The organism is Paraburkholderia silviterrae (assembly GCF_004353915.1).
GTDB lineage: Bacteria > Pseudomonadota > Gammaproteobacteria > Burkholderiales > Burkholderiaceae > Paraburkholderia > Paraburkholderia silviterrae.
The window spans coordinates 131307-145139 of record NZ_SMRP01000011.1; the positions used below are offsets into that span (position 1 = coordinate 131307).

General features: G+C 67.5%; 14 protein-coding genes. 6 read left to right on the forward strand and 8 right to left on the reverse strand.

Going from position 1 to position 13833, the window contains the following annotated elements:
* Window positions 1–546: ABC transporter permease subunit (locus EYW47_RS21740; RefSeq protein ID WP_133197008.1), on the reverse strand; the 546-nt coding region annotated here is incomplete at its 3' end.
* Window positions 547–961: 415 nt separating this feature from the next.
* Here EYW47_RS21740 and EYW47_RS21745 point away from each other — a divergent pair.
* Window positions 962–1552 carry a hypothetical protein gene (locus EYW47_RS21745; RefSeq protein WP_133196899.1) on the forward strand — a complete coding sequence of 197 codons (591 nt, stop codon included), beginning with the start codon at window positions 962–964 and terminating at the stop codon, window positions 1550–1552.
* Window positions 1553–1863: 311 nt separating this feature from the next.
* On the opposite strand, the gene EYW47_RS21750 is transcribed toward EYW47_RS21745, so the two are convergent.
* From EYW47_RS21750 to EYW47_RS21760, 3 genes are all read right to left on the reverse strand, one after another.
* A complete protein-coding gene (locus tag EYW47_RS21750) occupies window positions 1864–2319 on the reverse strand; it encodes a hypothetical protein (protein WP_133196900.1) in 456 nt (151 codons plus the stop codon).
* A gap of 147 nt (window positions 2320–2466) precedes the next feature.
* Window positions 2467–2919 carry a zinc-finger-containing protein gene (locus EYW47_RS21755; RefSeq protein WP_133196901.1) on the reverse strand — a complete coding sequence of 151 codons (453 nt, stop codon included), beginning with the start codon at window positions 2917–2919 and terminating at the stop codon, window positions 2467–2469.
* Between the two features lie 196 nt (window positions 2920–3115).
* On the reverse strand, window positions 3116–4381 hold the full coding sequence (locus EYW47_RS21760) for an MFS transporter (RefSeq protein WP_133196902.1): 1266 nt from the start codon (window positions 4379–4381) through the stop codon (window positions 3116–3118).
* A 399-nt stretch (window positions 4382–4780) separates the two neighbouring features.
* On the opposite strand from EYW47_RS21760, the gene EYW47_RS21765 reads away from it, so the two are divergent.
* Window positions 4781–5293 (forward strand): hypothetical protein, encoded by a 513-nt coding sequence (locus tag EYW47_RS21765; RefSeq protein WP_133196903.1) that lies wholly within the window; start codon window positions 4781–4783, stop codon window positions 5291–5293.
* A 225-nt stretch (window positions 5294–5518) separates the two neighbouring features.
* Window positions 5519–6856, forward strand: coding sequence for a DUF2325 domain-containing protein (locus tag EYW47_RS21770; protein ID WP_133196904.1), 1338 nt, complete (start codon window positions 5519–5521; stop codon window positions 6854–6856).
* A 60-nt stretch (window positions 6857–6916) separates the two neighbouring features.
* Here the strand turns inward: EYW47_RS21770 and EYW47_RS21775 are convergent, their stop codons facing one another.
* The 3 genes from EYW47_RS21775 to EYW47_RS21785 all read right to left on the reverse strand — a co-directional run bounded on the left by EYW47_RS21775 (window position 6917) and on the right by EYW47_RS21785 (window position 8493).
* A complete protein-coding gene (locus EYW47_RS21775) occupies window positions 6917–7315 on the reverse strand; it encodes a winged helix-turn-helix domain-containing protein (RefSeq protein WP_240763839.1) in 399 nt (132 codons plus the stop codon).
* A 65-nt stretch (window positions 7316–7380) separates the two neighbouring features.
* Window positions 7381–7992 (reverse strand): nitrogen fixation protein NifQ, encoded by a 612-nt coding sequence (locus EYW47_RS21780; RefSeq protein ID WP_133196905.1) that lies wholly within the window; start codon window positions 7990–7992, stop codon window positions 7381–7383.
* A gap of 72 nt (window positions 7993–8064) precedes the next feature.
* Window positions 8065–8493, reverse strand: coding sequence for a TOBE domain-containing protein (locus EYW47_RS21785; protein WP_133196906.1), 429 nt, complete (start codon window positions 8491–8493; stop codon window positions 8065–8067).
* Between the two features lie 272 nt (window positions 8494–8765).
* On the opposite strand from EYW47_RS21785, the gene EYW47_RS21790 reads away from it, so the two are divergent.
* Both EYW47_RS21790 and EYW47_RS21795 read left to right on the forward strand, forming a co-directional pair.
* Window positions 8766–9617 (forward strand): extracellular solute-binding protein, encoded by an 852-nt coding sequence (locus EYW47_RS21790; RefSeq protein WP_377785339.1) that lies wholly within the window; start codon window positions 8766–8768, stop codon window positions 9615–9617.
* A gap of 10 nt (window positions 9618–9627) precedes the next feature.
* Window positions 9628–11496, forward strand: a complete 1869-nt coding sequence (locus EYW47_RS21795; RefSeq protein ID WP_133196908.1) for an ABC transporter ATP-binding protein/permease — start codon at window positions 9628–9630, stop codon at window positions 11494–11496.
* A 652-nt stretch (window positions 11497–12148) separates the two neighbouring features.
* Here the strand turns inward: EYW47_RS21795 and EYW47_RS21800 are convergent.
* Window positions 12149–13171 (reverse strand): hypothetical protein, encoded by a 1023-nt coding sequence (locus tag EYW47_RS21800; RefSeq protein ID WP_133196909.1) that lies wholly within the window; start codon window positions 13169–13171, stop codon window positions 12149–12151.
* A 94-nt stretch (window positions 13172–13265) separates the two neighbouring features.
* Here EYW47_RS21800 and EYW47_RS21805 point away from each other — a divergent pair, with 94 nt between their 5' ends.
* A complete protein-coding gene (locus EYW47_RS21805) occupies window positions 13266–13562 on the forward strand; it encodes a hypothetical protein (protein ID WP_133196910.1) in 297 nt (98 codons plus the stop codon).
* The last annotated feature ends 271 nt before the right edge of the window (window positions 13563–13833 follow it).

Below are 13833 nucleotides of genomic sequence, written 5' to 3' on the forward strand. Positions count from 1 at the left end.
GCGCTGCCATGCCGTGAGGTGGAAGCCCCGCGAGACTTCATCGAGATCGCGCGGCACGGTGCGCAGCGACTGGTAGAAGCTGAACGTCATGTTCCAGGCCTGGCTCGTGAAGATCGCGAAGATCGCCGCGAGCTCCGCGCCCAGCACGCGCGAGGGAAACAGCGCGAGGAAGAACGTGACCGTAAACGAGATGTAGCCGAGCACCGGCACCGACTGCAGGATGTCGAGGATCGGCACCAGCACCTGGCCCGCGCGGCGGCTCTTGGCCGCGAGCGTGCCGTAGACGAGCGTGAACACGAGCGAGGCAACCATGGCCGCGAGCATGCGCAGCGTGGTGCGCAAGGCGTACTCGGGCAGCATCGACGGATCGAGCGAGATCGTCTGCGTCTTGAGCGTGCCAATGGGCGCCATGGTCTGATGGAAGCCCACGACGGCCATGGCGATCAGCCCGATGATGAGCGGGAACGCCACGAAGTCCCAGCGATTGGGCAGCACGCGCCACGCCGAAGCGTTGGCCGTGCGGTTCAGGTTGAATCTGAACTCCATCAGCGGCCTCCTGGGGCGGATGCATGCACGGCGCCACGTACGCGCGGTGCGCGGCGAGTCGTTCGCATCGAGCGGTTGAGCAGATTGAGCAGATTCATGTCTTGAGGCACCGGCATTTCTGGATGTTGCTGTTTGTTGCTGTTGCGCGGCCCTTGCGCCTCGCCTGCATCGCCATGCGCGATAGCGGCACAGGTGCGCGGGGCCGCGCTTTCTTGTCTATCTCTTGGCTTGCTCTCGCAAGCTACGTCAGCCCCGCGCGCTCCGAAACACCCGTGCGCGCAAGTCTTGCCAGCGCGCGGCGAGTCTCGAATGGCGGCAAGGCGGAGCGGCCGGCGCGCGCTGGCGGGCACCGATCACATCGGGATGGAGGTTTTGTTGCGTTTGCGGCAGGTGCGGCAGAAGAAGGCCGAAGTTCATGCTGAATCTCCTCGCGTCACGCATTCGCGTGGACGCCATGTCGAGAAAAGCCAGCAGACCCGGCTGCGCGCAATACAAGGCCAATTCGGCGCGCTACAGCGGCTTTAAGTCTGCGCGCTTTCCTCAGGGAACGAAACAAGGAAGCGGCATAACGGATAACTGTCACTGTCGGACATCGGAACTCCTCATCGTCACGGCGGCACGCGCGGTGGGCCGAATCGGCCTGGGCCATAACGGCCTGGGCCATGCTGGCCTGCGCCATGCGCGACGCAAGTGGCGGTCCGCGCATCGCACCGCATCGGCTGCCGATGCGCGCAACGAACGGACCGTGCCGCGAGCGAGACTCGCTCACAGCGCGATATCGGCCTGGTGCTGCGCGCGAAACAACAACGCGGCGGCGCCGGGTCGACGCTATTCAGAGTGCACGGAGATTACTGCTGGACGCGCACCATCTGCCTGGCTGGCAAGACGGCGGCTGAAAGAAAAGGAGCGCGGACGTCGTGCCGGTCAGGCAGCGAAACTAATCGAAGATCGACAACTGCTACTGTCCAAGGCGTCAGCCCCTTTTGTTAAGACGGGCGAATTTTAGTCACGCCCACTGCCGGAAGTCAACACGATTCGCGCCTCGCGTCAAATGTCGTGCCAATGCCGCCACAAGGCCACTGCACGGCCAGAACAAGTGCGCCACGCGGCCATCCCAAGGCAGCGATCGCGAAGCGGGACGATCCATCGAGCGTCACCGGCTTTTATCTGGCCCCGCTTGCGATGACGCTCACTTCATTCTGCTTCCAAGGGCGCGGCACGCATGGGGGGCGGATCGTTTGCCAGCCTCACGCAAAACGCGCAATCCACATGCCCAACACCGTGCCCTCCCCTAATTCCGGCGCCTGCCCGCATGCTTCACGCGCGCTTGCGCATCGACTGCCGTGCGTCACCCGTGCGCGTGCGCTCCAGCCGCTCGCTCGCCTGCGCCAGCACCCAGAACGGCGCGCTCTGCAACTGTTGGTCGTAGACGCTCACGATGGTCTTGACCGCCTCGAACTGCGCGTCGTCGAGACGCCAGTCGTCCTCGGCGCCGCCGCGCGCGAAGCACGCGAGGATCGCCTCGTCGGCGCAACGCACCTGCTCGGGCGTCAGCGCACCGTAGCCCGCGCCGGCAATCGACTGCGCCAGCACATGCGCATGCAGGAGCGCCTGCGCGTCGAGCAGCGTGCCGTCCGCGCGCAACGACGCCAGCGCCAGATGCACTTGCAGCGCGAGCTCGTCCGCGCTCGCGCGCGGCATCGGCAGCAACTCGGTCTTATTGCGCCGGGCGCGGGTGGTCTGGTGCTGCGGAAAAGGGATCGTCTTGGCCATGTCGCACATCGGGGTCCATTCAGGTGCATTCAGCCGCATTAACGGCACGCGGCGCCCAAGGTTGAGCGCCGCAGCGTGAGATGGATGTAACGAATGGTGACGACCCGGCGCCGGTGCGCGCCCGCGAGCCGCCGCGCCTGCCTTGCACTAGCGCGCCTCGTCGGACCCGCGGCGGGCCGCCATGAAGGCCTCCACGTGGCGGATGGCCGCCTCGCATTGTTCTAGTGTCAGATGGTGGATCGACGGATTCGGCAGGTCGAAGCCGAGCTCCTCGGCGAGCCAGCGCAGCGCGCGGCCGCGGGCCTCGAAAACGTTCACCTTGTCGCGCCGCACCTTGGCGGCGACGAGCGGTTCGAGCACATCGTGCAGGCGGCTCTTGGCCTCGCGCAGCGCGGCATTGGCGAGCCGCCCGAGCGGCACGTTGCGCGTGCTGCGCGCGGGCACGCCAATCCATGCTTCGCAGGCCGCGCAGACCCAGAGCGGGCCGTGGTCGTCGCGATACGGATAGGCTTCGTCGCCGTAGCGGGCGAGCAGCGCCTTCGCGCCGCAGTAGTCGCATAGCGGCTGCGGCAGCGCCTTGACCGGTCGGCCTACGCGCATGCGGGGCTCCCGAGGGTGATGATCGATGGTTGCATAAACACTTGCTTGCGTGATGGTGATTGCGTTTGCTGTGTAGCGGCGTTGCAGCTGGTGCACATTGGCGTGACGGCCCGGTGGGGCGGGAAGAACGCGCGCCTCGGCAAAAGGATACCGGGACATCCGCCGTTTGGGCTGCGTGCGTCTTCCAGCGCTTCGCTCACCCCGCGCCTGCGGCGGCGCGCGTCTCCTCGTTCTCGAGCGAGCGCGTCTCGCGCAGGGCGGGAAAGAGCTTCATCCACAGCAGCGCCACGCCGATGGTCGCCACACCGCCCACCAGCACCGCGGGCTGCGCCCCCCACCATCCGGCGGTCAGGCCCGACTCGAACTCGCCCAACTGATTCGAAGTGCCGATGAAAAGCGAGTTGACGGCGCTCACGCGTCCCAGCGTGTGCTCGGGCGTGCGCAGCTGCACGAGCGACGTGCGCACGACCACGCTCACCACGTCCGACGCGCCGAGCACCGCGAGCGCGACAAGCGACACGGCGATGTTGTGCGACAGCCCGAACGCGATGGTCGCGCAGCCGAACACAATCACGCCGCCGAACATCGCCAGGCCGGGACGCCTGCGCAGCGGGAAATGCGCGAGCCAGATCGAGCCCGAGAGCGCGCCCACTGCCGAAGCCGAGCGCAGCAATCCCAGTGCCAACGGGCCCGCATGCAGGATGTCGCGTGCGAAGACGGGCAAGAGCGCCGTCGCGCCGCCGAACAGCACGGCAAACAGGTCGAGCGAGAGCGCGCCGAGAATCACGGGCTGCGATCGGATGAAGGCGATGCCCGAAAACACCGAGGCGAGCGTGACGGGCGCGCGGGCGGCGGGCCGCGTCTGCAGCGGAACGCGCGCCGAAAGTATGGCGGCCACGGCGAACGACAGTGCGCACACGAGATACGCGGGCCCCGCACCGACGCCGTAAAGCAACCCGCCCAGAGCCGGCCCGACGATCTGCGCGGTCTGGCTCGCCGAGGTCGACCAGGCAGTGGCCTTGGGCAACTGCGCGCGCGGCACCACGGCGGGCAGCAGCGAAGACATGGCCGGCGACTCGAACGCGCGCGCCGCGCCCACGCAGGCCGCCAGCGCATAGATGACCGGCGCGCTCAGCCAGCCTCCGAAGGTGCCGCACGCGAAGGTGAGCGCGGCGGCGCACTCGATGCCCTGGCAAACGGCGGCGATGCGCCGGCGGTCGTAGCGGTCCGCGACATGGCCGACGACGAGCGTGAGGAGGAACATCGGCAGGAACTGCGAGAGGCCGACGAGGCCGAGCGCGAACGCGCTCTTCGTGAGCGCATAGACGTGCCAGCCCATTGCGACGGCGAGCATCTGGAACGACATCGAGGCGAGCACGCGTGCGCCCCAGAAGCGCTGGAAACCGCGATTGCGCGCAAGACGCCCGGGCGCAGCCTCGGGTGCGGACGAAGGTGTGTTCATGAACGGCAGGAAGGGCGCGGCGCGCGGGCGACGTGCGAAACAGCAGATTTTAAAGCAGCGGGCCTGACGCACCGGCGAGCCCCGATTGATGCGCGCGACGGATTACTGCCATCGATATATACATTAGAATACAACGAACCCGTCGGGCCTCCCGATGTGCGATCCGGAATCCATCAGTCAGAAAGAGGTGCTTGAGTGAGCCGTCGGCCCTTGGCGACGAATGCAGCGGGAAGCGCCCCGAGCACACCTGCCACGCTGAACGCCATGCCGCCGCGCGCGGCGTCGCCGTGCGGCGCACCAGCGCCTGGCGTGCGGGAAGCCGGCGGGCGGGCAACTGACATACAGGCGTCTGCCATACAGGCAGCCGACATACGGGCGACCGACATGCAGGCAACCGGCATGCGGGCACCCGACGCCGTTCCGGCCACGTTCACGATCTTGCGCCCCGCGTCTGGACATGAGCGCGCGGAACAGATTCGCGACATCATTGACGCCTTCCGGCGCCTGCGCGAGAGCATCGAGCGCTTCAACCGCATGTTCGCCGCCGCAGCGGGCGAGCCGCAGCCGCGCGGTAACAGCGGCGCTTCGCTACAGCCGTTGCTCACGACGCTGGCGCGTCGCGTCGACGGCGCGCGCTTTGCGCGGCATCGCGAACTCAAGCGGGCGATTCGCGACGCGCGCCGCCTCGACAAAACCCGCGACGCGCTGTTCTCCGACGCCTTCTGCCTCGATACCGACGCCATGCGGCGAACCGCAGCGGAACTGGAGCGTCTCGATACCGCGTTCGTCCGGCTCGGCGTCGGGCATGTGCTCGCGCAACATCTGGAAGACGCGCGCACCACTCCGGGCGACGCCGCAGCGAAACCGGCAGTTGCCGGCGCAGCCGCTGCCATGCAAAGGGACGCCGCCTGAGCCACCGCGCGCACGCGAGCCGATGCACGCGCGCCAGGCACCGTCAGACAAGCGCCGCCAGCCCCGCGCCATCCGGCACGTGAGCGCGCCGCCTGCGGCGTTCAGCGGCCCGATCTCGTTATATTCCATGGTATATTGCGATTTCGGCAAGCAGCCGCGCGTCATCGCTAACGGCTGCGCCACGCGCATCGCCATCCCGCGTTCCCAACCGGATCAGAGGTCACCATGCACGCACCGCCGTTTCGCCTCGCCCGCACGCCGGGCGCCGCGACGCCGGACGAGGCGCCGCATCTGCGCGCCTTCGCCCCCGCCGCCGCCTGTTGTGGCCCTTCTCAGGCCGAGCTGGACCGTTCGCGGCGCCGCACGCGGCTCGCCGATCTCGACGCGCATTTGCACTGCTCGATCATCGGCACCTGTCTTTCCACACACGAACTGCGCAAGCTCGTGCCGAAATACACGCCGCTCGACGGCCAGCATGCGAGCGATCTCGAGATTCACCACAGCGCGGTCGAACACGCGATCCAGGGCGGCGCGCTCTGCAAGGCGCTGCAAAAAGCGCTCGACACGCGTTACGCCGGTGCGCTTCGGCGCTTTGCCGCCGCGCGAGACGTCGACGCCGTTCTCGCGCTCTGGAACGAAGCCCGCGCGAGCGGCGACATTCCCCCCGCCTACTGGGCGCTGATGACTCATCCGGCCACGACGATGGAGGTGCGCCAGGCGGCGTTTGGCGACCTGCACATGCTCTCGCACCTCGTGGGCGCCGCGAACCGTGCGGATCTGCGCCGCCTCGTGGCGCTCGAGGAAGAAAACGCTGCCTTGCACGCGAAGATCGAGCGCCAGCAGTTGCGTCTGAACGAGATGAGCCGCGAGCGCGACGACGCCCGCAAGGCGCTCGACGAGCAGTCCGCGCACGCGGCTGCGCGGTCCGAAGCGCAGGACAACGCGCACGACCAGGCGGCGCCGCGGATTGCGGCATTGCAGGAGGCGCTGGCTGCCCGCGACGCGCGGCTCGCGCTGGAAACGACCCGCCGCGAAGCCGCCGAGCAGCGCGCCGCCACGGACGCGAGCACCCTGCAAACGTTGCGCGCGCAACTTGACGAAGCGCACGCGCTGATCGATGCCCTGCGCGCCGAGGCGCACGCGATGGAAACCGCGGCGCAGCCCGACGACGAAGACGCGCCGCGCGCACTGCCGCGCGAGACGCTCAAGGGACGGCGCATCGTCTATGTGGGCGGACGCCCCGGATCGAATCACGCGCTGCGGCGCTGGGTGGCCGCGGCGGGCGGCGAGCTCACGGTGCACGACGGTGGTCTCGAGGACCGCAAGGGTCTGCTGGCGGCCTCGCTCGCAAGCGCCGACCTGGCCGTGTTTCCGGTCGATTGCATCGACCACGATTCGATGGCGACGCTCAAGCGCGTGTGCGAGCGGCACCGGGTGAGCTGGCACCCACTGCGCACTGCGAGCCTCGCGAGCTTCGTCGAATTGATGATGCGGTTGCACGTGAGTCCCACGCCAGCGCTGACGGCCGTGCCCGTCTCGCGGTTCTGCCTGCGCCACGGCTAGGCGGCGCACAATCGTGCGCCCGCCCGAAACCGCGCATGACGCACGTGTGCGGATGCGGGCTCAGCCCTTCACGAGTTTCTTCAGCGCTTCGATTTCGGGCGCGCATGCGGCGGCGGCCCGCGCCTCGATACCGCGATAGAGGCGAATGATCTCTTCGCCCACCGGCGTGAGCGTGCTGCCCCCGCCGCTTTGTCCGCCGTGCTCGGACACCGTGGCCGGCGATTCGAGCGCGCGATTGAGTTCGTCCATGAGGAGCCAGGCGCGCCGGTACGACATGCCCAGACTGCGCGCCGCCGCGGAAATCGAGCCATGCTCGCGCACGGCTTCCAGCAATTGCACCTTGCCTGGCCCGAGCGCGATGGTGCCGTCCTGCATGACGCGCATGCGAAAACGCACTTCAGGCTCGCTGCGCCGTGTCGACGCACTGCCCTGAGTCTGATCTTTTTGGGGTGGGGTCATGGGCGCAAGCATACACGAAGGTCCAGCCCGAATAGCCCAGGCCGGGCGGCTGACCGCCCTGCTGCTCAATGCCCTTGCGGAAAGCAGAAGCCAAAATCCTCACAGCCCGGACAACCCGGCGCGGGCCCCGGCACGCCGCCGGTGGCTCGTGCAAGCTCGCGCGCGAGCAGTTTCTTCCAGCGCAGGCCTTCGCGATTGCGCGCGACGACTTCCGGGAAAAAGCGCGTGAGCATCGCTGTGACGTCGTCGCGGCCAGCGAGGCCCAGATCGCGCCACAGGTGATCGGGACGCAGGCACGCATGCGCGAGGATCGTGGCGAGACACTGGGCATCGGCCGCATCGACGTCGGGCGCGGCGAGGCCAATCAGGAATTCGCGCATCGAAGCCACGAACGTGGCGTGCGTTGCATCCACGACCGGCGCCCGATGCGGAGGATGCAGCCATGGCGCCACCGCGTCCGCCACGAAATACCGCTGGGCGAGCGCCGTGAACGCGTGCGCCGATAACCCCAGCAGCGCCAGTTCGCCGCGCACTTCGCGCGCCGCCACGAGCCGCGCGAACAGCCACGCGTCGCCGCAGCGCGCGCCGCCGGGCACGCCGGTCAGGCGGTCGCGGCAGGCCGCCGCAAGGCGCTCGAAATCGGGCGCCGCCGCGTGGCCGTGCGTGGTCCCGGTCATGTCGGTCGCGGTTGCGGCTGTGCGCGCCGGGATCGGCGTTCGAGCCGCTTGAGCGCAGGCTGCACGCGCAACTCAGGCGTCCACGCCCACGATCACGCTCGACGCCTTGAAGAGCGCCGAAGCCGCCTTGCCCGCTGCCAGGCCGAGGCGGTCCACGCTGTCGTTCGTGACGATGGCCGCGATCTGCGCGCCGCCCGGCGCAGCGATCACAACCTCTGCGTTCACGGCGCCCTTCGTGACCGAAGCGACGGTGCCCGCGACCACGTTGCGCGTGGAGACCTTGCTTGCGTCGCCGTCGACCATCAGGATCACCGACGAAGCCTTCACGAGCGCAAACGCGCTCTTGCCAGCAGCCAGGCCCAGCGACGCGGCGCTGCCATGCGTGATGATGGCGACGATCTCGAGGCCACCGTCCGCGCGTAGCGTGACTTCGTCGTTGACGGCGCCGGCCTTGACCGCGGCGATCTGGCCGGTGAAATGATTACGGGCGCTGGTACGCATGATTGCCTCCTGTTGAACCGCACGCTGAGTGCGGCCCCATGCAAAGTTGAGATTTCGCGAAACGACGCAACAACCGGCGCGGCGCGCGCCGGCGAGATGTCCGAATGCAGGTGCCCAGTGTAGCCGCGCGGCCGGATCACGCACAGGTGTTATCGAGAAGATTGGCCATGTGGCCAGGTGCATGAACCCGACAGTCCGTCGTAATATATGGACCTTTATAACGCTACGGGGTAGAAGAGATGATCCGCAAGCTGATCGCATCTGTCGTGGTGATGTCGGGCGTGCTCGCCACGAGTACGGGCGCATTCGCGGCCGATGACAGCGACGTCAACGTGCTTTACGCAGGCTCGCTCGTGAATCTGATGGAAAAGAGCGTCGGTCCCGCGTTCGAGAAGGAAACGGGCCTGCACTTCAAGGGTTACGCGGCCGGTTCGAACAAGATCGCCAACGAAGTGAAGGGCAAGCTGCGCCGCGGCGACGTGTTCATCAGCGCAAGCCCGAAGGTCAACACCAACCTAATGGGCGAAGCGAACGGCAACCATGTTTCGTGGTACGTGAATTTTGCCGAGTCGCCGCTCATGATCGGCTATAACCCGAAGAGCCGCTTCGCCGCCGACTTCAAGACGAAGAAGTGGGATCAGGTGCTGCAAGAGCCGGGCATCCGTGTTGGCCGCACCGATCCCAAGCTCGACCCGAAGGGCGCCTTCACGGTCGAGCTCATGACGAAGGCCGCGCAGGCCTACAACCAGCCGGACCTCGTCGAGAAGACGCTTGGCGCGCCGGAGAATCCCGCCCAGGTGCTGCCGGAAGAAACGCTGGTGGGCCGTCTGCAGTCGGGCCAGCTCGACGCCGGCTTCTTCTACTCGACCGAAACGTCCGACCTGAAGATTCCGTCGATCCACCCCGCGCCCGAGCTGGGGATCAAGGCCAACTACACGCTCACGATCCTCAACGACGCGCCCAATAGCGCCGGCGCCGCGCGCTTCGTCAACTTCCTCTTGAGCGCCGAAGGCCGCAAGCTGCTCGCCGAGCACGGCGTGGATGTCACGAAGCCCACGGTCAAGGGCGAGGCGCAAGCCATTCCGCCTTCGGTGCAGGCCGTGATCGACGCCGCCCAGCAATGATGCAGCAGCCATGACCCAACCCGCGCAGCGCGCCGCAAGGCCGCTCTGGTGGCTCGGCGCGTTGCTCGCGGTCTATCTGTGCGCGCCGTTTTTCGCCAGCATTCCGCAGATCGATCAGGCGGACTGGGCCGGCGTCGACTGGCACACCATGGGGTCGGCCGTCGGCGTCTCGGTGGCCAGCGCGAGCGTCGCCTCGCTCATCATCCTCGTGGGCGGCGTGCCGCTCGGCTATTGGCTCGCGCGTTCGCGCGCGCGCGGCGTGGCCGTGCTCGGCTTCGTCGTGCAACTGCCGCTCGCGCTGCCGCCCCTCACGAGCGGCGTGCTGCTGCTGTTCCTGATCGGCCCGTATAGCGCCCTCGGCCAGCTCTTCAACGGCGCGCTCACCGACTCCTTCACGGGCATCGTGCTCGCCGAGACCTTCGTGGCCGCGCCGTTCCTGATCGTCGCGGCGCGCTCGGCGTTCGCCGCCGTCGATCCGGTCTACGACGACGTCGCCGCCACGCTCGGCCATCACGCCGCCAGCCGCTTCTTCCGCGTCACGCTGCCGATTGCGTGGCCCGCCATCCGCGCGGGGCTCGCGCTCGCGTGGCTGCGCGCGTTCGGCGAATTCGGCGCGACGGTGATGGTCGCTTATCACCCGTACTCACTGCCGGTCTACACCTACGTGGTATTCGGCGGCCAGGGGCTGCCGGCGATGATGCCGCTCTTGCTGCCGACGCTCGCCATTGCGATCGTCTGCGCAGTGCTCTCGGTGTACAGCCGCGGCGCGCGCGCCACGCTCGCGGTGAGCGTCGACAACGGCGACGAGCTCACCGCATTCACGCCCGCCGCCACGGCCGTGGATGCTGGCGGTCTGCGTCTCGCGTTCGCGGCGCAGCGGCGCCTGGGCGCCTTCACGCTCGACGTCGCCTGGCAGCCGCGCACGCGGCGGCTCGCGATTATCGGGCCCTCGGGCTCGGGCAAATCGCTCGCACTGCGTATCGTCGCGGGCCTCGAGCAGAACGACGCGGGCTTCGTCTCGCTCGGCGCGACCGACATCGGCGCGCTGCCGCCCGAGCGGCGCCAGATCGGCTACATGCCGCAGGACTATGGCCTGTTTCCGCATATGACGGTGGCGCAGCAACTGGCGTTTCCCGTCGATGCCGACGCCGCCAGCGCACGCTACTGGCTCGCCCATCTGGGCCTCGACGCGCTCACGCAGCGCCTGCCGCGCCAACTCTCGTTCGGCCAGCGCCAGCGCGTGGCGCTCGCCCGCGCGCTCACGCGGCACAGTCAACTGCTGCTGTTCGACGAGCCGTTCGCCGCGCTCGACACGCCGCGCCGCCGCAAGCTGCAGCAATCGCTGCGCGCCCTGCAGCGCGAGATCGGCGCGGTGACGGTGATCGTCACGCACGATCCCGACGAAGCCGCCCTGCTCGCCGACGAAGTGCTCGTGATCGAGCACGGCCGCACGCTGCAGGCCGGCACCGTCGACGCAGTGTTCGCGCGGCCCGCCTCGCTGCGGGTGGCCGAATTGCTCGGACTGCACAACATTGGCGTCGGTGTCGCGCTTGACTCGGGCGAGATCGAAACGGCGGGCGGGCTGCGCCTGCCGTGCCGGAGCGCCTGCCTCGATACGCCGCTCGCCGCGGGCACGCGCGTGATGTGGCGCGTGTCGCCACGCGCGCTGTGCGCGACGCCCGGCGGTTCGCTCGAAGGCCGTCTCGCCGGCTACTCGCTGCGCCACGGCGACCGCTACGTCACGCTCGAGCTGGCCGGCGAAACATTCGACATTCCCGCCGAGGAAGCGGCGTTGCCACACGCCAGCGCGCACGCGGGCGCCCTGCGTTTCGAGATCGATCCCTCGGGTGTTACCGCGTGGCCCGCCGCTCACCCCTGAAAAAGCTCACCTTTCGGTGTCGCTACGGCGTCGATGGCGCGATGCCGAGCGTTGCTGCACCAGACAGAAGGCCTTGTTTTCCGGTGTTTTCAAGGCTTTCTGCTCGAACGGTTAGTGTTTCGAAACGACCGCGCGCACCGCTCCCGAATAACCTCACCTTTGCCGCTCAGGCACGGCTTCGCATGCCGGATCGAGAAAGATTCACATCGCTTAACCTGGGACTACCAGGAAATTTTTCCGTGGCGCCATGGGCAAACCTGCGCTTCGCAGCCGCTTTTCGGCTTGATGGGTCTCGCGGACTCGCCGGCGCACCCGCGCAAACGGTGAATAACGGACGATTCGCTCACCTCACCGCATGGCGCCGATTCGCGAGATAGCATCTGCTCCCGAAAACCCTCACCTTGAAGCACACACGCTTGTGCGCCACGGCGCGAGCAATCGTCTCGCGTGACCTGGGAGTCCCAGGAAATTTTTCACCGCAATGCATCGAAGAATCGCGCGATTTCTTGCGCGGGTGCCGAATCTCCGGTGAGTGGCTCCGAACCGTTGCGCTTCACCTCACGTCGCATGACGGCACGCGCTCTTGCCTGCGCCACACTCCCGAAAAAGCTCACCTGGCGCGCGACGACGCCCCTTTGCGAATGCCATCGGCTCAAATCACGAAGCGGCTATCCTCGTCCAATACCTTTGGCAGCGGCATGAGATCCGCGCGCGCAAAGCGTATCAGCGAGAACGCGCGCAGGCCCTGCGGACTGGCCGGAAGGCGCGCAAGCGGAAACACGATCTCCGCGCCGCGGCCCGGCGCGCCGCGCTCGATCACGACATTCATCGGGCTCAGCCGCACATGCTTCATCTCGACGTTGGCGTGCTGCGCGGGATGCGCGAGGACGTCGCAAATCACATCCATTTCATGCTCGAGCGCATCCGTCTTCAGGCCGAGCGCCGCGAGCGCCTGCTCGTTTGCGTCGATTTGCGCCTGCAGTTGCGCAAGCTCCGCGGCGTTCGCGATCGCGCGCTCGCCAACCATCTGCTGCGTGCCCGCGCCCTGACGCGTGAGCAACTGGCGGCGCGTGCGCAGCAGCGCACGCTCCTGTTCCAGCGCGTCGCGGCGCGACTCGTCAGCGCCGATCTGCGCGAGACCTTCCAGCGCGATCTGCTCGACAACGCGCTGCACGATGTGCTCGCGCAGATCCGCTTCGGACTCGCCGCACACGCGCACCTGATGATCGTCGAAACTCAGCGTGGTCTGAGCGACGTCGGCATGCACCTGGTCGCCGTGCTGCTCCACGCCGAAGCCGCGGCGCTCGTTCATCGCCATGCCCAGCACCGCCCAGGTTTCGCGCACGAGCGGATGGCTCTCGAACCACGCATGCAGATCGGGCGAGCGGCTCAGCACGGGCGCGATCTCGTCGGGCACGGCAAAGAACGCGTGAATATAGGGATCGGCAAGCCAGTTCGCGGCGCTCGCCTCGCGCGCGGGCGGCAGGCGCTCGACGATGTCACGCACGTACGTAACCGATTGCGCGAGCGCGGGGCACAGCCGCTCGCGATAATCGCGCGCAAGTTTCAGCGAGGGGCTGAGCACGATCAGCCGCTCGACGAGCGCGCGCGTCTGCGCCGTCTCCTGAACCGGCAGCGCGCGTTTGCGTGGCCACAGTCGGTCGAAAAAGCCCATGGTGCAACTCCATCGTGCGGCGCCGGGGACGCTCGAGGGTCGAGCCGGCCGGCGCATATCGCGAGTCACTATACCGTTTCCCTCGTGCATCTCGATGACAGCAAGCCTGGCGCACCCCTCCCGAAAACGCTCACCTTTGCAGATTCACCCAGACGCTTTGGTTGAGAAAATCCGCGAAGCAACTTACCAACGTGCAGTAAAAAAACACTTTTTGACGTCGCTCAGTGAATATCTGCTCCCGCAGACACTCACCTTTGCCATTTGCGAACCGGGTTGGCCGGTTCCCGGCCGTTTTTCGACACTCGCCGCATGCCTGGCACCCACGCCCCCGAAAACGCTCACCTTTGGTGGCCGCCCACCAGAATCCGATCCCGAATTCCCTCACCTTTGAGCGTGCCACGCAGTTCGCGAACGGTACCGCCAGACGCACCGCAGTTACTTTGGATATCGAATCAACTATCCGATTTAGCCAGCAGCCCGAACCGATTGGGCCGCGCCTTCTTCGCGCCTGCCGCAATCGGGATTTGCCTCAAGCCCTTCGTTTAGCCCTTCAAATAGCTTGCTATCCGAACGGTTCGCACACAACGAGCCTCACGTTCCCCGGGAACACCGTTTGCTCGGCGGCCCCGCCGCGCCACTGACGAGCCACGCAAACACATCGG